This is a genomic window from Sulfitobacter sp. 1A12157 (assembly GCF_043557345.1).
GTDB lineage: Bacteria > Pseudomonadota > Alphaproteobacteria > Rhodobacterales > Rhodobacteraceae > Sulfitobacter.
Genome location: NZ_JBIFFV010000001.1, coordinates 566,801 through 586,121, shown reverse-complemented (window position 1 = coordinate 586,121; position 19,321 = coordinate 566,801). Strand labels below are relative to the sequence as shown.

21 protein-coding genes and 2 tRNA genes are annotated in these 19,321 nt (G+C 64.3%); 17 read left to right on the top strand and 6 right to left on the bottom strand.

Annotation, left to right across the window (positions count from 1 at the left end; all coding sequences use genetic code 11):
• The first annotated feature begins 2 nt into the window (after positions 1-2).
• Positions 3-1,109: a 3-isopropylmalate dehydrogenase gene (leuB, locus tag ACGYLC_RS02970; RefSeq protein ID WP_394408417.1), complete on the top strand. Its 1,107-nt coding sequence runs from the start codon at positions 3-5 to the stop codon at positions 1,107-1,109.
• Between the two features lie 189 nt (positions 1,110-1,298).
• A tRNA-Pro gene (locus ACGYLC_RS02965) sits at positions 1,299-1,375 on the top strand.
• Between the two features lie 50 nt (positions 1,376-1,425).
• On the opposite strand, the gene ACGYLC_RS02960 is transcribed toward ACGYLC_RS02965, so the two are convergent.
• Both ACGYLC_RS02960 and ACGYLC_RS02955 read right to left on the bottom strand, forming a co-directional pair.
• The gene (locus tag ACGYLC_RS02960; protein WP_394421591.1) at positions 1,426-2,184 is read right to left on the bottom strand and encodes a MauE/DoxX family redox-associated membrane protein; all 759 of its coding nucleotides are present in this window, start codon (positions 2,182-2,184) and stop codon (positions 1,426-1,428) included.
• Between the two features lie 127 nt (positions 2,185-2,311).
• Complete coding sequence (locus ACGYLC_RS02955) at positions 2,312-3,709, bottom strand: sensor histidine kinase (RefSeq protein ID WP_394421589.1); 1,398 nt, start codon at positions 3,707-3,709, stop codon at positions 2,312-2,314.
• A gap of 217 nt (positions 3,710-3,926) precedes the next feature.
• Here ACGYLC_RS02955 and queC point away from each other — a divergent pair, with 217 nt between their 5' ends.
• From queC to ACGYLC_RS02930, 5 genes are all read left to right on the top strand, one after another.
• Positions 3,927-4,628, top strand: coding sequence for a 7-cyano-7-deazaguanine synthase QueC (gene queC, locus ACGYLC_RS02950; RefSeq protein WP_394421587.1), 702 nt, complete (start codon positions 3,927-3,929; stop codon positions 4,626-4,628).
• Positions 4,628-4,981, top strand: coding sequence for a 6-carboxytetrahydropterin synthase QueD (gene queD, locus ACGYLC_RS02945; RefSeq protein ID WP_394421585.1), 354 nt, complete (start codon positions 4,628-4,630; stop codon positions 4,979-4,981). The genes queC and queD overlap by 1 nt, the downstream gene beginning before the upstream one ends.
• The gene (queE, locus tag ACGYLC_RS02940) at positions 4,978-5,685 is read left to right on the top strand and encodes a 7-carboxy-7-deazaguanine synthase QueE (protein ID WP_394398582.1); all 708 of its coding nucleotides are present in this window, start codon (positions 4,978-4,980) and stop codon (positions 5,683-5,685) included. The genes queD and queE overlap by 4 nt, the downstream gene beginning before the upstream one ends.
• A gap of 15 nt (positions 5,686-5,700) precedes the next feature.
• Positions 5,701-6,165, top strand: a complete 465-nt coding sequence (gene queF / locus ACGYLC_RS02935) for a preQ(1) synthase (RefSeq protein WP_394421583.1) — start codon at positions 5,701-5,703, stop codon at positions 6,163-6,165.
• 210 nt (positions 6,166-6,375) lie between these two features.
• Complete coding sequence (locus tag ACGYLC_RS02930; RefSeq protein ID WP_394421581.1) at positions 6,376-7,041, top strand: L,D-transpeptidase; 666 nt, start codon at positions 6,376-6,378, stop codon at positions 7,039-7,041.
• A 45-nt stretch (positions 7,042-7,086) separates the two neighbouring features.
• On the opposite strand, the gene ACGYLC_RS02925 is transcribed toward ACGYLC_RS02930, so the two are convergent.
• Both ACGYLC_RS02925 and ACGYLC_RS02920 read right to left on the bottom strand, forming a co-directional pair.
• The gene (locus ACGYLC_RS02925) at positions 7,087-7,359 is read right to left on the bottom strand and encodes a hypothetical protein (RefSeq protein WP_394421580.1); all 273 of its coding nucleotides are present in this window, start codon (positions 7,357-7,359) and stop codon (positions 7,087-7,089) included.
• A gap of 87 nt (positions 7,360-7,446) precedes the next feature.
• Positions 7,447-7,523 (bottom strand) — tRNA-Arg (locus ACGYLC_RS02920).
• 147 nt (positions 7,524-7,670) lie between these two features.
• On the opposite strand from ACGYLC_RS02920, the gene ACGYLC_RS02915 reads away from it, so the two are divergent.
• The gene (locus ACGYLC_RS02915) at positions 7,671-8,708 is read left to right on the top strand and encodes a LacI family DNA-binding transcriptional regulator (RefSeq protein WP_394421578.1); all 1,038 of its coding nucleotides are present in this window, start codon (positions 7,671-7,673) and stop codon (positions 8,706-8,708) included.
• Positions 8,705-9,919: a winged helix-turn-helix domain-containing protein gene (locus ACGYLC_RS02910; RefSeq protein WP_394421577.1), complete on the top strand. Its 1,215-nt coding sequence runs from the start codon at positions 8,705-8,707 to the stop codon at positions 9,917-9,919. Before ACGYLC_RS02915 ends, ACGYLC_RS02910 begins: the two co-directional genes overlap by 4 nt.
• On the opposite strand, the gene ACGYLC_RS02905 is transcribed toward ACGYLC_RS02910, so the two are convergent.
• Positions 9,916-10,611 carry an aspartate/glutamate racemase family protein gene (locus ACGYLC_RS02905; RefSeq protein WP_394421576.1) on the bottom strand — a complete coding sequence of 232 codons (696 nt, stop codon included), beginning with the start codon at positions 10,609-10,611 and terminating at the stop codon, positions 9,916-9,918. The two genes, ACGYLC_RS02910 and ACGYLC_RS02905, sit on opposite strands and share 4 nt — an antisense overlap.
• Before the next feature lie 164 nt (positions 10,612-10,775).
• On the opposite strand from ACGYLC_RS02905, the gene ACGYLC_RS02900 reads away from it, so the two are divergent.
• The 8 genes from ACGYLC_RS02900 to ACGYLC_RS02865 all read left to right on the top strand — a co-directional run bounded on the left by ACGYLC_RS02900 (position 10,776) and on the right by ACGYLC_RS02865 (position 18,422).
• Positions 10,776-12,017: an NAD(P)/FAD-dependent oxidoreductase gene (locus ACGYLC_RS02900; RefSeq protein ID WP_394421575.1), complete on the top strand. Its 1,242-nt coding sequence runs from the start codon at positions 10,776-10,778 to the stop codon at positions 12,015-12,017.
• Between the two features lie 38 nt (positions 12,018-12,055).
• Positions 12,056-13,045, top strand: a complete 990-nt coding sequence (locus ACGYLC_RS02895; RefSeq protein ID WP_322328548.1) for a TRAP transporter substrate-binding protein — start codon at positions 12,056-12,058, stop codon at positions 13,043-13,045.
• 76 nt (positions 13,046-13,121) lie between these two features.
• The gene (locus tag ACGYLC_RS02890; RefSeq protein ID WP_394398566.1) at positions 13,122-13,646 is read left to right on the top strand and encodes a TRAP transporter small permease; all 525 of its coding nucleotides are present in this window, start codon (positions 13,122-13,124) and stop codon (positions 13,644-13,646) included.
• 4 nt (positions 13,647-13,650) lie between these two features.
• Complete coding sequence (locus ACGYLC_RS02885) at positions 13,651-14,961, top strand: TRAP transporter large permease (RefSeq protein ID WP_394421574.1); 1,311 nt, start codon at positions 13,651-13,653, stop codon at positions 14,959-14,961.
• Between the two features lie 12 nt (positions 14,962-14,973).
• A complete protein-coding gene (locus ACGYLC_RS02880; RefSeq protein ID WP_394421572.1) occupies positions 14,974-15,909 on the top strand; it encodes a hypothetical protein in 936 nt (311 codons plus the stop codon).
• Entirely contained in the window at positions 15,902-16,630 is a 729-nt protein-coding gene (locus tag ACGYLC_RS02875) for an allophanate hydrolase subunit 1 (RefSeq protein ID WP_394421571.1), read from the top strand. Before ACGYLC_RS02880 ends, ACGYLC_RS02875 begins: the two co-directional genes overlap by 8 nt.
• The gene (locus ACGYLC_RS02870; RefSeq protein WP_394421570.1) at positions 16,627-17,652 is read left to right on the top strand and encodes a biotin-dependent carboxyltransferase family protein; all 1,026 of its coding nucleotides are present in this window, start codon (positions 16,627-16,629) and stop codon (positions 17,650-17,652) included. The genes ACGYLC_RS02875 and ACGYLC_RS02870 overlap by 4 nt, the downstream gene beginning before the upstream one ends.
• A 2-nt stretch (positions 17,653-17,654) precedes the next feature.
• Positions 17,655-18,422, top strand: coding sequence for a LamB/YcsF family protein (locus tag ACGYLC_RS02865; RefSeq protein ID WP_394421568.1), 768 nt, complete (start codon positions 17,655-17,657; stop codon positions 18,420-18,422).
• Here the strand turns inward: ACGYLC_RS02865 and ACGYLC_RS02860 are convergent.
• The gene (locus tag ACGYLC_RS02860; RefSeq protein WP_394421567.1) at positions 18,419-19,288 is read right to left on the bottom strand and encodes a branched-chain amino acid aminotransferase; all 870 of its coding nucleotides are present in this window, start codon (positions 19,286-19,288) and stop codon (positions 18,419-18,421) included. The genes ACGYLC_RS02865 and ACGYLC_RS02860 overlap by 4 nt on opposite strands.
• Positions 19,289-19,321: the final 33 nt, after the last annotated feature.

The window sequence follows — 19,321 nt, the reverse complement described above, 5'->3', positions numbered from 1 at the left end:
CCATGGCCAACCCATCCTTGCTCATCCTCCCCGGCGACGGCATCGGCCCCGAGGTCATGGCGCAGGTCACGCGCATCATCGACTGGTTCGGCGAAAAGCGCGATCTGGCCTTCGACGTAGAGCATGATCTGGTCGGCGGCGCGGCCTATGACAAACACGGCACCCCGCTGCATGACGACACGATGGCCCGCGCCCTCGAAGTCGACGCCGTGCTCTTGGGCGCCGTGGGCGGCCCGAAATACGACGATCTCGACTTCTCCGTGAAACCCGAACGCGGCCTGCTGCGCCTGCGCAAGGAAATGGACCTCTTCTCCAACCTGCGCCCGGCGCAATGCTTTGACGCGCTGGCGGATTTCTCCTCGCTGAAAAAAGACGTGGTCGCGGGGCTCGACATCATGATCGTGCGCGAACTTACCTCCGGCGTCTATTTCGGCGAACCGCGCGGCATCTTCGAGGAAGGCAATGAACGCGTCGGCATCAACACGCAGCGCTACACCGAAAGCGAGATCGAGCGCGTGGCCCGCTCCGCTTTCGAACTCGCCCGCCGCCGCGGCAACAAAGTCTGCTCCATGGAAAAAGCCAACGTCATGGAAAGCGGCATCCTGTGGCGCGAAGTCACCCAACGGGTGCGCGACGCAGAATACCCGGACGTCGAACTCAGCCACATGTATGCCGACAATGGCGCCATGCAACTCGTGCGCGCGCCGAAACAGTTCGACGTGATCGTCACCGACAACCTCTTCGGCGACATCCTCAGCGACTGCGCCGCCATGCTGACCGGCAGCCTCGGCATGCTGCCCTCCGCCAGCCTCGGCGCGCCCAACGCCGATGGCCGCCCCAAGGCCCTCTACGAGCCCGTGCACGGCTCCGCTCCCGATATCGCAGGCCAAGGCAAAGCCAACCCGATCGCCTGTATCCTCAGCTTCGCCATGGCGCTGCGCTACTCCTTCGACCAAGGCGAAGAAGCCGCTCGTCTGGAAAAAGCCGTCGAACGCGCGCTGGCCGATGGCGCCCGCACCCCCGACCTGATGGGCCCCGAAGGCGGCACCCCCATCACGACCGAAGAAATGGGCGATGCCATCCTCAAGGCCCTCGACGCCAGCCTATAAGAAACCAAGGCGGGGTTTCACGCCCCGCCCCCTCCCCTTCATCCTTTCTCAAATACCCTCGGGGGAGCAGCCGCAGGCTGCGGGGGCAGCGCCCCCAATTCCCCCCGCTTCCCCCAAACGCCACGCAAAATCCCTGCAACTGACCAATTGCCAAACCCGCCAAGCTGCGCTATTGCGCTGCACATCGGTCGGGCTGTAGCGCAGCCTGGTAGCGCACCTGCTTCGGGAGCAGGGGGTCGGAGGTTCGAATCCTCTCAGCCCGACCAGATACCCCCCGCACCTCCCTCGGCACAAAACTCGGGTCACTGTAATCTGCTCAGCCGTAGACCTTGAGCAGCATCCAACCCCCCATGCCCAGCATCATGACGTTCTCGGTAAGCGAGACGAACCCAAGCGGCACATTGCTCGACCCGCCGACGCAGGCGCATTTCAATTCACGTTTGTCGACATAGACCGCCTTGATCACCGAAACCGCGCCAATCGTGCCAATCACGATCGCCACAGGGGCCGAGAGCCAAGTCAGCGCGCCGGCGGTCATCAGAATACCCGCCAGTGCTTCTCCGAAAGGATAGACCTTGCCATAGGGCACCCAACGCTGCGCCAAGAGGTCGTAGTTCAGAAACATCGTCGAAAAGCTTTCGATATCCTGCAACTTCTGCACAGCGAGGAAACACATGGAGATCGAGATGAACCACTCGAAGGCCCGAAGCGTGAAGATGTTGCCGAATGCATACCACGAAAGCCCCAGTGCCATCAGGAAGGCCACGCCGAAAATGGCGATGACGGGCTGATAGCTGGTGTCCGATTGCTCTTCCTTGGGCTTGTCCAAACCGAAGTGCACACGCAGATCGTCATAGCCGCCGATCCGCTCCCCCTTGATGAAGGTTTGCGGCGTGGTCTCCACACCCTCCTTCGCCATGAAGGCATCGGTCTCTTCGCGGGTCGTGAGGTGGTGATCTTCGACGTGGTAGCCCTGCCGCTCAAGCAGGTCTTTCGATTTCAACCCGAAGGGACAGAGGTGTTGCTCCATCACCATCCGGTAAAGTTTTGCGGTCTTGCCCTGTCCATTGGCCATCCTAACCTCCTTTTGCCTTTTCGAACGACGTCTCAAAGGAGGAACAAGTTTCCAGCGTAGGAGAGTTCCGCCAAGGGGCGATTTAGGTGAACCGCCCACCTGCGCAGCACGGCAGGCGCGGCGTCGCTCAGACCAGTTTGCCCAAATGCGCGGCGGGAATCGTGACTGTCCAGGTCAGGGTGTTCTCGCTGGTCACCGTTTCAGCCGCGCCATTGACCATGGCGGGGGCCAATACGGATAGAACCTTGCTGCCGAAACCGGTGGCTTTTTTGGCGGAAGGGTCAAAGGTAATGCCGGTCTCGATCCATTGAAAACGCAGCCCCCCCTTTTCGGTATGGGACCAGTGGCATTGGATATCGCCGCAGCCGTCGCTCATCACGCCGTATTTCGTGGAATTCGTCGCCAGCTCATGCAGCGCCATGCCGATCAGTTGCAACGCCTGCGGTCCCAGAGCGACCGAGGGGCCATCCACATCCACCGCTTTGGACTGCAAATGCAAAAACGGATCCAACTGCGCGCGCACCAGCTCGGCCAGATCCACCGAGGACCAGCCGCCATCCACCAGCAAATCGGTGGAGCGGGCCAGCGCCTGAATACGGGCCCCGAAGGATTTGTTGAACTCCGCAAGGGATGCCGCCGAATTCGCCGTCTGCCGCTGCATCGCCGTGACCAGAGAGAGCATGTTCTTTGCCCGATGGATCACCTCACGCGAGACGAGATCGCGCACCTCTTCGGCCTTGCGCGTCGCGGTCACATCATGATGGATGTTCGAGATCGAGACGACATCCCCCGAAAGCGTCCGAATGGGCGTGCAGGCGATGGTGACATGGCGCTCGGTGCCGTCCTTGGCCACGCGCACCGCGTCGAACTGGCGCAGCTTGTCCGCCATGATCTGATCGCGATACTCAAGCACCCGCATCGGCCAATCCGGGGGATACAAAAGCTCGACCGACTGGCCCAAAGCCTCCTCCTCCGTATAGCCGTAAAGCTGCTCAGCCGCGGGGTTCCAGCTGATGATGCGGCCTTCCATGTCATAGGTCAGGATCGCTTCGCCCGTGGTGGCCACGAGGGCGGCAAAGGTTTCCGCCTGCACATGGGCACGTTCGATATCGTCATGCGCCATACGGCGCGTCGTGACATTGCGGTGCTGCAACAGCAGGCAGGGCGCGCCTTGGACCGTCATGCGGTTGGCATTGAGTTGAAACCAGCGCCGCACCCCCGGTCCGTCGCAGGGGTATTCCCCCTCAAAGGAAGTCCCGGTTTTCAGCGCTTGGCGCAGCCCATCCAGAACCGTTTCCGCCTGCACCACGGCATCCATGACCGCCGCTTCGCAGATGTCAAAGTAATTGGCCCCCACGTAATGCGTTTCCGCGTCGCCGCCGTTCTCTTCACAGAAGATCTTCCATGCCATATTGACCGCGACAATCTTGCCGGCGGCATCAAGGATGACCACTTCGTCGGTCATCGCCTCGATCAATTCATAATGGCTGGCGTCAAGCGTAACGCTTTGGCTGCTTTTTAACATAGGCTCACCATAGCGCGAATGCGGCCTTGGCTAAAGTTAACTTAGATTTAGTCGTTAAAGCAAAATCCCTATTTTATCGGGATTTGGCGGAAACTCTCTCGCCTCTGCTGCGGCGGTCCTGCGCGCCCAAGCGCAAGGCTTGCAATCCGCGCAAATTCTGAAATAAGCCCCGCCATCCGGTCGCAGCCTACCCGGACATCAAAACAAGGGCCCCAAAATGAAAACACTTGTCATCTGCTCAGGCGGACTCGATTCCGTGTCGCTTGCGCATATCACCGCCAAGGTGCACCACCTCACCCGGCTCGTCTCCTTCGACTATGGCCAACGCCACCGTAAAGAGGTCGATTTCGCCCGCGCGGCGGCGGAACGGCTTGGCGTGCCATTTCACCTGATCGACATGCGCGGCATCGGTGCGGCACTTTCGGGTTCCGCCCTCACTGACGATATCGACGTGCCTGACGGGCATTACGCCGAAGACACGATGAAGATCACCGTCGTGCCGAACCGCAATGCGATCATGCTGTCGATCGGCTTTGGCATTGCCGCGGCCGAGGGGGATGAGGCCGTGGCCACTGCGGTGCATGGCGGCGATCATTTCATCTATCCCGACTGCCGCCCCGGTTTCACCCGCGCCTTCGACGCGATGCAGCAGGCCGCGCTTGACGGCTATGCCGATGTGCGGCTGCACACGCCCTTCGTCGAGCACAGCAAGGCCGAGATCGTCCGCCAAGGCGCGCAGCACGGCACCCCCTTCGCCGAGACGTGGTCCTGCTACAAGGGCGGCGCGGTCCATTGCGGGCGCTGCGGCACCTGTGTCGAGCGGCGCGAAGCCTTTCATCTGGCCGGGGTCACCGACCCCACGGTCTACGCCGATCCCGACTATTGGACCACGGCCCTCGCCGCACAGGGGGAAGGCTGATGTTCCGTATTCGCAAGGAATTCCACTTCTCCGCCAGCCACCAGTTGACCCACCTGCCCGATGACCACCAATGCGCGCGGCTGCATGGACACAACTATATCGTCGTGATCGAACTCGCCGCCGAGACGCTCAACGCCGATGGTTTCGTGCGCGATTACCACGACCTGAAACCGCTCAAGACCTATATCGACGATCACTTTGACCACCGGCATCTGAACGATGTGCTCGACGGCCCCTCCACCGCCGAGAACATGGCGAAACATTTCCACGATTGGTGCGCCGCCCGCTGGCCCGAGACCTCTGCCGTGCTGGTCAGCGAGACCCCGAAGACCTGGGCGGAATACCGGCCATGACCCTGCGCATCGCCGAGATTTTCGGCCCCACCATTCAGGGCGAAGGCGCGCTGATCGGGGAGCCGACGGTATTTGTCCGCGCGGGCGGCTGCGACTATCGGTGCAGCTGGTGCGACAGTCTGCATGCCGTCGACAGCCAATACCGCCATAGCTGGGCCCCCATGTCGACCGAGGATGTCTGGCGCCGGGTCCGGAAGCTTTCCAAGGACCAACCGCTGACCGTCTCCCTCTCGGGCGGCAACCCGGCGATACAGGATTTCGGTCCGCTGATCCGCATGGGCAAGGCCGCGGGCTATCGCTTCGCCTGTGAGACCCAAGGGTCCATCGCGCGGCCATGGTTTGCCGATCTCGATACGCTTGTGCTCTCCCCCAAACCGCCATCAAGCGGTGAGCGTGTCGACTGGGACGCATTCGACGCCTGCCGGACCCTCGGCGCGCAGGCGCGGCAGCAGGTGATGAAGATCGTGATCTTTGACGAGATCGACTACCATTGGGCGCGCGAAGTGCATGCCCATCACCTCGATATCCCGCTCTACCTTCAACCCGGCAACCCCGAGGTCGATCCCGCCACACCGGTGGACCCGCAGGCGCTGGCCGACCGCCTAGGCTGGCTGACCGATCTTGCCATGACCGATCACTGGTTCGCCCCCCGTATCCTGCCGCAGCTTCATGTCCTGATCTGGGGCAATAAGCGCGGCGTCTGACCGATGGAGACCCCCATGTCCGACGACATCTACAGCAATCTCAAACAACTCGGCGGGGAAACCCGTATTCCCGCCAGCCCCGAAGAGGCCGAACTGGAGCGGGTGCCGAACCCGCAGGCCGATGTGGCCTATAACGTGCGCTTCACCGTGCCGGAGTTCACCTCGCTCTGCCCGATGACCGGCCAGCCCGACTTTGCCCATCTAGTGATCGACTATGTGCCCGGCCCGTGGCTGGTGGAATCAAAATCGCTGAAGCTGTTTTTGACCTCTTTCCGCAATCACGGCGCGTTTCACGAGGATTGCACCATCTCCATCGCCCGACGGCTGGCCGAGTTCCTTGACCCGCAGTGGCTGCGGATCGGCGGCTATTGGTATCCGCGCGGCGGCATTCCCATTGACGTGTTCTGGCAAACCGGCCCCCTGCCCGAGGGCGTCTGGATCCCCGATCAGGGGGTGCCCCCCTACCGGGGACGCGGCTGACCGGGCCTTCCCTACCTGCTACCCCCGCAGCATTCGGGGCGCGCGCCCACCCGCCCGCGCCCCGTTCTCTCGTGAAAACCGTGTGTTTTAGATCACAATCTCTTCAGCAACCGCCTTCTTCCTTGAACCTCTAGCGGGGAAAGGCCGTTAGTCTCTCATACACGCATACGACCCTGCCCCGCGCATAGAGGTCAACCACGGAGCGACCACATGCTGACAAGACGTCATTTCATTCAGACCACCACGGCGCTGTTTTCCGGCGCGATTGCCACCCCCCTGATGGCCCGCACACGCCCAAGCGCGGCAGAGAAAGCCGCATGGGATGCGCAGGTTACCCCGGCGGGCTTTGACCCGGCGACAAGCAACCCCTGGGGCGTGCACCCGCGCTTCTTGCCGCAACGGGTCGTGGCGAATGACAACCTGCGCGTCGGTGACATCCACGTCGATGCAGTGGCCCGCTATATCTACCATATCGAAGAGGGCGGCACTGCGATGCGCTACGGCGTGGCGATCGCGCGTGGCAATCTTTATGAGCCGGGCACCTATACGATCAAACGTAAAGTGGAATGGCCGCATTGGACCCCCACCCAGAACATGATCAAGCGCGATCCCGAGCTTTACGCGGGCTTGGAAGACGGCGTGCCGCCCGGCCCGGAAAACCCCCTCGGTTCGCGGGCGCTCTACCTCTTTGAAGGGAACCGCGACACCTATCTGCGCATCCACGGCACCCCGCAGCCGCAGAGCATCGGCGGCCGGGCAAGCTCAGGCTGTGTGCGGATGATCATGGCGCATATCAACCAACTCTACCCGAATGTGCGGACCGGCTCGACGGCCTATCTCTATTCGGCGGAAGAAAGCGTTGTTGCCAGCAGCTAATCTGCAGCGAAAAACGGGGGCCGCATAGCAGCCCCCGTTGTTGTGTCAGGCTTGGCGTTTGGTGCAGATCGGATTGCCACCCACCGCCCGCAGCGGCACCAGCGTCGTTTCGACCGGGCCGTTGTGCTGATACCAATAGCAGCCATCCTCCGGCAGCAAACGCGCCGTCGACAGATCTTGGTTCGGCGCGGCAAGTCTCACCACCGACTCCGGCAGATTGCCCACACGGGCCGAGCCGCCCTGCGGCCCGCTCGCCGGCACCGTACATCCGGCAACGGCCAGCAAGGCCGCCCCGATCACAAAAGTTCCTATTTTCATCAAAGCCTCTGCCATTCCTGATTATATCCCGGGCAATCTGACAGACCGGATGGGGATTTCAAGGCACAAGGGGGTGAGGATGGTGGCTGGCGACCCCGGCAGGATTCGAACCTGCAACCTGCCCCTTAGGAGGGGGCTGCTCTATCCAGTTGAGCCACGGGGCCGACAGGCTTGGGTTTAGCGCAAGCGTCTGGCGATGTCATCGGCAGATTGGCAACCGAATGGCTGCGCCGCGCGGCAGGGCTGCGGCAATGCTTGATCGCGCCTCCCGCTTCGCGCTACCTATGGGTGAGGCAAACAGGAAAACCAAATTGACCACACCCCCCAAACGCCCGTTGACCCTGCGTGATGTGTCCTATGCTTGCGGCGTTTCCGAGATGACGGTCAGCCGTGTGCTGCGCAAACGCGGCGACGTGTCGGAGGCCACCCGCAACCGCGTTCTCGCCGCCGCCAAGGCGCTCGGCTATGTGCCAAACCAGATCGCCGGATCGCTGGCCAGCCAGCGCGTGAACCTTGTGGCGGTCGTGATCCCATCGCTGGGCAATATGGTGTTCCCCGAAGTCCTGAACGGCATCAACCAAGTGCTCGAAGACACGCCGCTGCAACCGGTCGTGGGGGTGACGGACTACCTGCCCGAGAAGGAAGAGCGGGTGCTCTATGAGATGCTCTCGTGGCGGCCCTCTGGGGTGATCATCGCGGGGTTGGAGCATTCAGAGGCCACCCGCGCCATGCTGCGCAATGCGGGCATTCCGGTGGTCGAGATTATGGACACCGACGGCAAACCCGTCGACGCGATGGTGGGAATCTCGCACCGCCGCGCCGGGCGCGAGATGGCGCAGGCGATCCTGCGCGAGGGCTATGAGCGGATTGGCTTCATGGGCACGAAAATGCCCCTCGACCACCGCGCGCGCAAACGGTTCGAGGGCTTTACCGAAGGGCTCGCCAAAGCAGGGGTCGAGATCGAAGACCGGGCCTTTTACTCCGGCGGCTCCGCGCTGGCAAAGGGGCGCGAGATGACGCAAGAGATGCTCGAACGCTCGCCCGACCTTGATTTTCTGTATTACTCCAATGACATGATCGGTGCGGGCGGACTGTTGCATCTGATCGACCAAGGCATCGACATTCCCGGTCAGATCGGCCTTGCCGGGTTCAACAACGTCGAACTGCTGCAAGGTCTGCCGCGTCAATTGGCGACAATGGATGCTTGCCGGAACGAGATCGGTCAGGCCGCGGCGCGGATCATCCTGAACCAGACCCAGCCTGACTCGGACCCGGAGATGCAGACCCAGATCACCCTGACGCCAACGCTGTCGCTGGGCGATACCCTGCGCCGCCGCCGTCAGGGGTGAGCCGCCCAAGGCTCGGCAATGCCGCCGCGCGGCGGTTGTTTCTGGCGCGTCACCTGCTGTCGGACCCGCCGCAGGGCTCGGCCAAGGGCGCGGCACTGCTCAAGCTGATCCATGACTTGGGTTTTGTGCAACTCGACAGCATCAATACGGTGGCGCGGGCGCATGATCTGATCCTGTTCGCCCGCCGTCCGCGTTATCGCCCTGCAGCGCTCAAGCGGCTCTATGAAAAAGACCGGGCGCTGTTTGAGCATTGGACCCATGACGCCGCCGTCATCCCGATGGAATTCTACCCGCAATGGCATCTGCGCCGGACCCGCGATGCGGCCAAGTTGCTGGGCCGCTGGAAGGATTGGCAGCGGCATGATTTCGAAACACAGATGCAAAACGTGCTTGCGCAGGTCCGGGCGGAGGGCAGCGTCACCTCATCCGACGTGGGCCGGGACGAGCCGCGCAGCAGCGGGGGCTGGTGGCAATGGCATCCGTCGAAAACCGCGCTGGAATATCTGTGGCGTAGCGGCGCGCTGGCCGTGACCGGGCGCGAGGGGTTTCGCAAGCGCTATGACCTGACCGAGCGGGTGGTCCCCGCCGCGCTGCGCGACCCGGCGAATGCCCCCGACATAGAGCAGACGATCGACTGGTGCTGCGATCAGGCGCTGGCGCGCTTGGGTTTCGCCACGGCGGGGGAATTGGCCGCCTTCTGGGCCCATACCTCCCCCGCCGAGGCGCGCGGCTGGTGCGTGGCAGAGCAGGCCGCGGGGCGGCTGGAGGAGATCGACATTGAGGCCGCCGACGGCAGCCTGCGCCCCGCCTTTGCCCGCCCCGGCTGGGCCGATGACCCAACCCTTACCCGCGAACCGCCAAAACGGCTCCGGGTGCTCAGCCCCTTCGACCCCGCCCTGCGTGACCGCAAACGCGCCGCCCGGCTGTTCGGTTTCGACTACCGGATCGAGGTTTTCGTGCCCGAAGCACAGCGCGAATACGGCTACTATGTCTTTCCGCTGTTACAGGGCGACAGGCTGGTGGGGCGGGTCGATATGAAGGCGCATCGCGATCTGGACGTCTTGCGCGTCACTGCGCTCTGGCCCGAACGCGGGGTTCGCTGGGGCAAGGGGCGGCAGGCGGCCTTGGAGGCAGAGCTGCACCGCCTCCTGCCGCTGACCGGGGTGCGCCGGATCAGCTTCACCGACGGCTGGCTGCGCGGGCCGCATTAGCCGAAGCCGGGCGGCAGCAACCCTGCGTGAAACCAGTTGAGATAGCTGTGGATCGAGTGCACGGGCCGCCCGGTCGCCGCCGCGATGTCGGGGGCATATGGCACCATATTCGTGCATTCCAAAAGGATCGCCCCGACATCTATGTGGGTCTCCACCAATCGCTGCGCCGCCTGCACCATCTCGGCCCGCGCCTGCGCCACGTCGAGATCGGGCAGATTGCCGAGGATCGTTCGGGCGAAACTGCTGCCCTCCATCCCCACCACCGGGCTGCCCTCGGGCACGCCCGCCGCGCGCAGATGGGCGGGCGAAAGCGTGGCGGCGGAGATCGTCAGAATGCCCAGCCTTTGCCCCGGCGGCAGGCAGGCGGCGATCTGCCCCGCCTGCTCCAACGCCGAGGCAGCAACGGGCACGCCCAGCGCCTCGGCCAGACGGGGCCGGATCAGCGCCAAGAAGCCGCAGGTGGTGGCGATGCCGGTGCAGCCTTCGGCGATCAAGTCGCGCCCCACCGCGATAAAAGCCTGCACGAAGGGCTCGATATCCTCGCACACGATCGCTTCAGGCGTGGCCCCCGGCACCACCGCATAGCGCACCGGGAAGTCCCAACTGCCCGCATGGCCGACATCCCCCAGAATGCGGGGAAACCGCGTGTCCAGCATGAGGATCCCCAGCCGCGCGCCCGTCTCGTTTGTCATATGCCCTCCGTTTGGGCGCAGGGTGCCTTTGCGGGCAGGGCGAGACAAGCGAAACCCTAACGATGACATTTTATCAGCATTTTGTTGACGTGGTGATTTTTTGTGTAAAAGATGCCCCAAAGGAACCCAGCCATGACCCGACGCGAAATCGAAAGCCGCCACCCATGAGCCAGCATGTCGTTGTTATCGGCGCCGGGATCGTCGGCGTCTCTGCCGCGATCTGGCTGCGCCGCGCCGGGGCGGCGGTAACGCTCGTCGACCGGGCCGAGCCGGGGCGCGGCACCTCGCATGGCAATGGCGGCGTGCTGGCGGCGGCGGGCGTCGCGCCGGTGACCGGGCCGGGCCTGCTGCGCAAATCGCCCGGCATGCTGCGCGACCCCGAGTTCCCGCTGTTCCTGCGCTGGCCCTACCTGCCCCGCCTGCTGCCGTGGCTGCGCCGCTACATGGCCCACGCCAATGACCGCGACACCCGACGCATCTCTGCCGGGCTGGTGCCCATCGTGAGCGACAGCGTGGCGCAACACAAAGCCCTCTGCGCCGATCTGGGGCTGGCGGATTGGGTCCGCGACAGCGACTATTGCTTTGCCTATACCAACCGCGCGGCCTTTGAGGCTGAAGCCTACACTTGGGCGCTGCGCCGCGAGGCGGGTTTCGAGCCGGAAATCATCGACGGCGGCGCGGTCAGGGAATTCGACCCGGCCTATGGGCCGCAGATCAACTGCATCGCACGGTTGGCCGACCACGGCTTCATCGCCGACCCCGGCGGCTATGTCCGCGCTTTGGCCAAGGCTTTCGAGGGGATGGGTGGCACCATCCGACAGGCCGAAGTGCAGGACGTGGCGATCGTCGACGAGAAGGTCACTTCGGTCCTCACCGATCAAGGCCCGATGCCCTGCGATGACGTGCTGCTGGCCACCGGCGTCTGGTCGAAACCGCTCATGCGCAAACTGGGGATCAACGTGCCGCTGGAATCCGAACGCGGCTACCACATCGTTTTCAAGGATGCCGAGGGCGGCCCGTCGCGCCCCACCATGATGGCGGCGGGCAAATTCGTTGCCACGCCGATGGCCGAGGGGCTGCGCTGTGCCGGGATCGTCGAGTTCGGCGGGTTGGAGGCGGGCGCGTCCAAAGCCCCGCTGGCGCTGCTGCGCCGTCAGGCCAAGGCCGCCTTCCCCCATCTCACCGCCAGCGAAGAAATCGAATGGCTGGGGCACCGACCCGCCCCCAGCGACTCGCTGCCCCTTATCGGGCAGATCGGGACGAGCCGGGTCTACACTGCCTTCGGGCACCATCACATCGGGTTGACGGGCGGGCCGAAAACGGGCCGACTGATCGCCGGATTGATCATGGGGCAGACGCCAAACACGGATCTGACCCCGTATCACCCCCAACGCTTCGACGAATGACGCCAAGCGTGGGACTGCAACAACAAGGGAGAAACCACATGACACTGACAGCAAGACTGATGGCGGGCGCCGCGATGACCGCCCTGACGCTGGGCACCGCCATGCCCGCCTTCGCGGCCGAGAAATGGGACATGCCGATGGCCTATTCGGCCTCGAACTTCCACTCCGAGAACGGCGTGCAATTCGCCGAATGCGTGGGCGAGAAGACCGGCGGCGAGATCGAGATCACCGTCCATCCGGGCGGCGCCCTCTTCGCCGGCGCAGACATCAAGCGCGCGATCCAGACCGGGCAGGTCCAGCTGGGCGAGCGTCTGCTCTCTGGCCACCAGAACGAGAACGCGGTTTTCGGCTTTGACTCCATCCCCTTCCTCGCGCCCTCTTTCGAGGCCAGCGCGCAGCTTTGGGAAGCCGCCAAGCCCAAGGTTGAATCCGTGTTGGAAGAGCAGAACCTCGTCTTGCTTTATAACGTGCCATGGCCGCCCCAAGGGCTTTACTTCAAAAAGGAAGTCGGTTCGGTCGAGGACATGAAGGGCGTGAAATTCCGCTCTTACAACAACACCACCGCGCGTCTGGCCGAGCTGACCGGCATGTCGCCCGTCACCATCGAGGCCGCCGAAGTCAGCCAGGCCTTCGCCACCGGTGTCGCGGAATCGATGATCTCGTCGGGGGCCACCGGCTATGACCAGAAGGTCTGGGAGAGCCTCACGCATTTCTACGAAGTCGACGCATGGCTGCCGCGCAACTACGTGATGATCAACGCCGATGTCTGGGCCGAAGTCTCGGACGCCAACAAAGAGGCGATCACCACCTGCGCGACCGAGGCCGAAGAGCGTGGCCTGCAAGCGTCCAAGGATTACACCCAGTTCACCTATGACGGGCTGCGCGAAGGCGGCATGAACGTCGAGCCCGCCAGCGAAGAGCTGATGTCGGGCCTGCGCGAAGTGGGCGAGACCATGACGCAGGAATGGCTCGAAGCCGCGGGCGAAGACGGTCAGGCGATCGTCGATGACTACAAGGCGATGCAATAATCACGAAACCTGCGGCGGCCCGTCACCCGGGCCGCCGTTCTCATGCCCGGGCATGACTTGACGGAGGGAGAGCCGCATGAAGGCGCTGCGCAGACTATTGGACGGGCTATATACCGGGGCGGGGGCGCTTGCCGCGCTCTGTCTGGTGGCCATCCTTACCTTGATCGTGGCGCAGATGGTCGCCCGTTGGACCGGCAATGTCTTTCCGGGCGCTGCCAGCTATGCGGGCTATGCCATGGCCGGGGCCAGTTTCCTCGCCTTCGCCAATGCGCTCAACCGCGGCTCGCATATCCGCGTGTCGATCCTGCTTAACGCGCTGAGCGCGGGCGGGAGGCGGCTGCTGGATATCTGGTGTTTTGCCGTGGCGGCGGCGGTCGCGTGGTATTTCACCTATTACGCCTATTGGTTCGTCTACTGGTCGTGGAAATTCCATGAAGTCAGCCAAGACCAAGACGCCACCGCACTTTGGATTCCGCAATCCGTCATGGTGATCGGCGGCGGCATCCTTGCCATCGCGCTCACCGACAATCTTTTGCACCTCATCTTCAAGGGCGACCACCGCGTCACCCGCGACCTTGTCGATCAAAGCTTCGGGGAATGACGCCATGACCGAGATCTATGCCATCACCCTGTTTCTGATCGTCCTCTTCTTCCTCCTTGGCACCGGCGTCTGGGTCGGCCTTGCCCTGATGGGCGTGGCTTGGGTCGGGATGGAGCTTTTCACCACCCGCCCCGTGGGCGACGCCATGATCACCACGATCTGGGCCAGTTCCTCAAGCTGGACGCTGACCGCGCTGCCGCTCTTTGTCTGGATGGGCGAAATCCTCTACCGCACGCGGCTGTCGCAGGACATGTTCCGCGGGCTGTCGCCGTGGCTCGCGAAACTGCCGGGCGGGCTGGTGCATACCAATATCGTCGGCTGCACGGTCTTTGCGGCCGTCTCGGGCTCTTCCGCCGCGACGCTGACCACCGTAGGCAAGATGTCGATCCCCGAGCTGCGCGCGCGCAACTATCCTGAAAAGATGATCATCGGCACACTGGCGGGTGCGGCCACGCTGGGGCTGATGATCCCGCCGTCGCTGGCGCTGATCGTCTACGGCGTGACGGTGAACGAAAGCATCACCAAACTCTTCTTCGCGGGCGTGCTGCCGGGGCTGCTGCTGGCGCTGATGTTCATGGGCTATGTCGCTGTTACCAGCATGCTGTCGAAGGATTGGAAGCCCGATGCGGAGACCGGCATGAGCTTTGGTGAAAAGCTGCGCAACTCGCGCTTCCTGCTGCCGGTCTTTGCGCTGATCACGGTCGTGATCGGGTCCATGTACCTCGGCTTTGCCACGGCGACCGAGGCGGCGGCCATCGGTGTCATCGGCTCGCTGACGCTGGCGCTGTTTCAGGGCTCGCTGAACTGGCACAGCTTCCGCGAGAGCCTGATGGGGGCGATGCGGACCTCTGCGATGATCGCGCTGATCCTTGCGGGGGCGGCCTTCCTGAAACTGTCGATGGGCTTCACCGGCCTGCCCCGCGCGCTGGCCGACGGGATCGCGGCGATGGAGCTCTCGCGTTTCGAGCTGCTGATGGCGCTCTTGGTCTTCTATATCGTGCTGGGCATGTTCCTCGACGGCATCTCCTCGGTCGTGCTGACCATGGCGGTGGTGGAGCCGATGGTGCGCAGCGCGGGCATCGATCTGATCTGGTTCGGCATCTTTGTGGTCGTGGTCGTCGAAATGGCGCAGATCACCCCGCCGATTGGCTTCAACCTCTTCGTGCTGCAAGGCATGACCAACCACGAGATGGGCTATATTACCAAGGCCGCGCTGCCGATGTTCGCGATCATGGTCTTTATGGTCTTCGTGCTGATCTGGTTCCCCGAAGTGGCCACATGGCTGCCCGAAAACCTGCGCAGCGCACCCGTTTAGCGGTGAAGGGCCATGCGCTATATGCTGAGACTGGCCTCGCGCCATGCGCGGGCCTGCCTGATCGTCGGGCTGCTGGCGGGGCTGGCCCTGCCCGGCCTTGCGGCGGCTCTTGCCGGGTGGTTGCCGCAGATGGTGGCAGCGCTGCTGACGATCACCGCGCTCAGGATCGGGCATCGCGCGGCCCTTGGTGCGGTGCGCGACCTGATCTGGGGGCTGGCCTCGGTGCTGGCCTTGCAGACGCTGCTGTCCCTGCTGCTGTTGGGGTGCTTCGTGCTGGCCGGGCTGGGACAGACCCCCGCCGCACTGGCCGTGACCCTCGCCGCTGCGGCCCCGGCGCTGACGGGCAGCGTGAACCTCGCCCTGTTGATGCGGCTCGATACGGGGCGGATGATGCAGCTGATGGTGCTGGGCACCGCCGCCTTTCCGCTGACCGTCCTGCCAGTGCTGGCGGCCCTGCCACAACTCGGCCCGGCCTCGGAAATCGCCCTCGCCGCCCTGAGGCTCTTGGCCGTGATCCTTGGCGCGACGGGGCTGGGCTTTGCCCTGCGCCATGTCTTTCTGCCCCACCCCTCCCCGCGCCAGACCGAAGCGCTGGATGGCGCATCGGTGCTCGCCTTCTCGGTCATCGTGGTGGGGTTAATGGCCGCATTGACCCCCGCGCTGCGCAGCGATCCATGGGCCGTGGCCGGCTGGACGCTGCTGGCCTTTGCCCTAAGCTATCTGTTGCAGGCGGGCACGTTGCTGCTGACCCGACGCGGCCCGCTGCGCGCCGTGGCCGGACCACTGGCGATCGGCGCGGGCAACCGCAATATCGCGCTGTTTCTCGTGGCGCTGCCTGCGGATGTCATCGCGCCGCTGATGATCTTTATCGGCTGCTGGCAACTGCCGATGTATCTGACCCCGCTGCTGCTGCCGCGCCTTTACGAAAGGATGCTTCGCAATGACTGACTGGCCCCGCATCCGCAGTGTCGGCCTCTCTGGCCTATTGGTCACCTTTGCCGAGAAGATGTCCGAACCCGCCAACCGCGCCGCCCTCGCTTTTCGCGCGGCGGTAGAGGAACAGGGCTGGCCCGAGGTGCGCGAGACCAGCACTTCGCTGGTGTCGACCTTCGTGCAATTCGAGGTCTCCCAAGAGGCCATTACCACGATGACCGACCGCCTGCGCGACCTGCTCGAAACCCGCGACTGGTTCGCCGAAGCCCTTCCCGCCGGGCGCAGCCTGTGGCATGTGCCCACGGTCTATGGCACCGACCTCGCCCCGCAGTTGGAGGAGGCCGCCGCGGCCGCGGGCCTCGACCCCGACGCGGCCATTGCGGAACTGTCGCAGGCGCGGGTCCGGGTGCTGACCATCGGCTTCGCCCCCGGCCAGCCCTACATGGGCGAACTGTCCCCGCATTGGGACATTCCGCGCCAGCAGGGGCTGACCAAATCGGTGCCGCCGGGGTCGCTGGTCGCGGCGATCCGCCAGTTGATCATCTTCACCAATGCCTCCCCCACCGGCTGGCGCCATATCGGCCAGACCGCCTTTCGCACCTTCCGCCCGGGCAGTGAGATGCCCTTTCCGCTGTCGCCGGGCGATGAGCTGATCTTCCCCTCCATCACCCGGCACGAGTTCGACCGGATCGCCGAAGACCCCACCGGCGGGGCCGAGCGGGAGGCGCTGACATGAGCGGCACGCTGACCATCCATCAAGCCGGTCCGGCCATGACCATCCAAGACCTTGGCCGCCCCGGCTACCGCGCCGTTGGACTGACTCACGGCGGCGCGGCGGACCCGACCGCCCTGCACGAGGGGGCCGCCTTGCTGGGGCAAGACCCCAACAGCGCCGCGCTGGAGATGGCGGGCAGCGGCGGCAGTTTCGAGGTCAATCAGGACACCCGCATCGCCCTGACCGGGGCGCAGATGCAGGTGAGCATCGACGGCGAGCCGGTCGCGTGGAACGCCAGCCACCTTCTGCCCGCCGGGGCGAAGCTGACCATCGGCGGCGCGCGGGACGGGGCCTATGGCTACCTGCATGTCGGCGGTGGATTTGACGTGGCACCGGTGATGAACGCCCGCGCCAGCCATCTGGCCGCTGGCATCGGCGCGCTGCTGCAAAGTGGTGAGACCCTGCCGTTGGGGGCCGACAAGGGGGGCGAGACGAACCTCACCCTGCCCCGCGACAGCCGGTTCGGGGCGGAGAAGGTGCGCATCGTCGCCTCCATGCAGACCGATGCCTTCGACGAGACGACCCGCCAGCGCTTCACCGAAACCACCTTTCGCCGTGATCCGCGCGCCAACCGAATGGGCGCGCGGATGGATCATGACGGCGAAGGTTTCGCCACCGGCGGGCAGTTGACCATCGTGTCCGAAGTCATCACCCCCGGCGACATCCAGATCACCGGCGACGGCGCGCCCTTCGTGCTGATGTGCGAATGCCAGACCACCGGCGGCTACCCCCGCATCGGCACGGTGATCCCCTGCGACCTGCCGATCGTCGCGCAGGCCCAGCCGGGTGCTGCGCTGCACTTCGCCTTCGTCGACCTCGACGAAGCGCTGGCCGCCGAGACGCGCTACCGCGCTGACCTTGCCGCCCTGCCCAAACGCCGCCAGCCGCTGTTGCGCGACCCGGCGCGCATTCGCGACCTTTTGGGCTATCAACTGATCTCCGGCGTGGTTTCGGCCATGGCCGACCCTTTCGAGAAGGACTAGACATGACCGCAGTCGATCTCAACGCCGACATGGGCGAAAGCTTTGGCCCTTGGAAAATGGGCGACGACGCGGCGCTTCTGCGCGTCGTGACCTCGGCCAATATCGCCTGTGGCGGGCACGCGGGCGACGCCGACGTGATGGCCGCGACGATGCGCATGGCCGATGAAAACGGCGTCGGCATCGGCGCGCATCCGGGGTTCATGGACCTCGCCGGTTTTGGCCGCAACCGCCTCTCGGTGCCGCGCGGCACCTTGCAGAACCAGATCCGCTATCAGGTGGCGGCAAGCGTGGGCATGGCGCGCAGCGTCGGGGCGGAGGTGCGACACCTGAAGCTGCACGGAGCGCTGGCGAATATGGCCTCGGAGGATGAAGGCTTGGCCCGCGACCTTTATGAGGCGGCGCTGAGCGTGGCGCCCGACCTCATCGTCATGGTCCTTGCTGCTACGGCGCAGGAAGCGGCGGTGCGCTCCTTGGGCTGCAAATGGGCCGGGGAGATCTTCGCCGACCGCGCCTACAACGACGACGCGACGCTGGTCGACCGCAGCAAGCCGGGTGCTGTGATCCATGACGCGGAAACGGCAGCGGCGCGCATGGTCGAGATGGTCAAGGCAGGCGCGATCATCACCGAAAGCGGCAAACAAATCCCCACGCGGATCGACACGATCTGCCTACATGGCGACACCGCAGAGGCCGTTCAAATCGCAACCGCCGTCCGCAAGGGTTTGCAGGACGGCGGCGTGACTTTGGCAAAGTTCAGCGGCAGCGTTTAGCTGCGCACCAGCTTTTCATAGTCGGTGGCGATCTCGCGCGTCAGCGCGCCGACCTCGAAGGTCCAGTCGCCGATCTGCCCCACCGGGGTCACTTCGGCGGCGGTGCCGGTGAGCCAGCACTGCTCGAAACCCTCCAGCTCCTCGGGCATGATGTGGCGCTCATGTACCTTGATGCCCTTGTCCTTGAGCATGCCGATCACGGTCTGGCGGGTGATGCCGTTGAGGAAGCAATCGGCCAGCGGCGTGTGCACTTCGCCGTCCTTGACGAAGAACATATTCGCACCTGTCGCCTCGGCCACATAGCCGCGGTAGTCGTACATCATCGCATCCGAACAGCCCTTTGCCTCGGCGGCGTGTTTGGACATGGTGCAGATCATGTAGAGGCCGGCGGCCTTGGCATGGCTCGGGATCGTCTCGGGGCTGGGGCGCTTCCACTTGGAGATGTCGAGCTTGGCGCCCTTCATCTTGGCGTCGCCGTAATAGGCACCCCACTCCCATGCCGCGATGGCCAAGCGCACCGGGTTGCGGGCCGAGGCGACACCCATGTCTTCGCCTACACCGCGCCAAGCCACCGCGCGCACATAGGCGTCTTGCAAGCCCGAGGCGGCGAGGACTTCGGCCTTGGCCGCTTCGATCTCATCAATGGTGTAGGGGATTTCGAAGTCGATCATCTCGGCCGAGCGCTTGAGCCGCTCCGAATGCTCCCGGCTTTTGAAAATCTTGCCGTTGTAGGCACGCTCGCCCTCGAACACCGAAGACGCATAGTGCATCGCATGGGTCAGGATGTGGACATTGGCCTCGCGCCAATCCACCATTTTGCCATCCATCCAGATGTACCCATCCCGGTTGTCATATCCGCCTGCCATGGTATTCCCCCTCCAAATGACGCGCTATCTTTT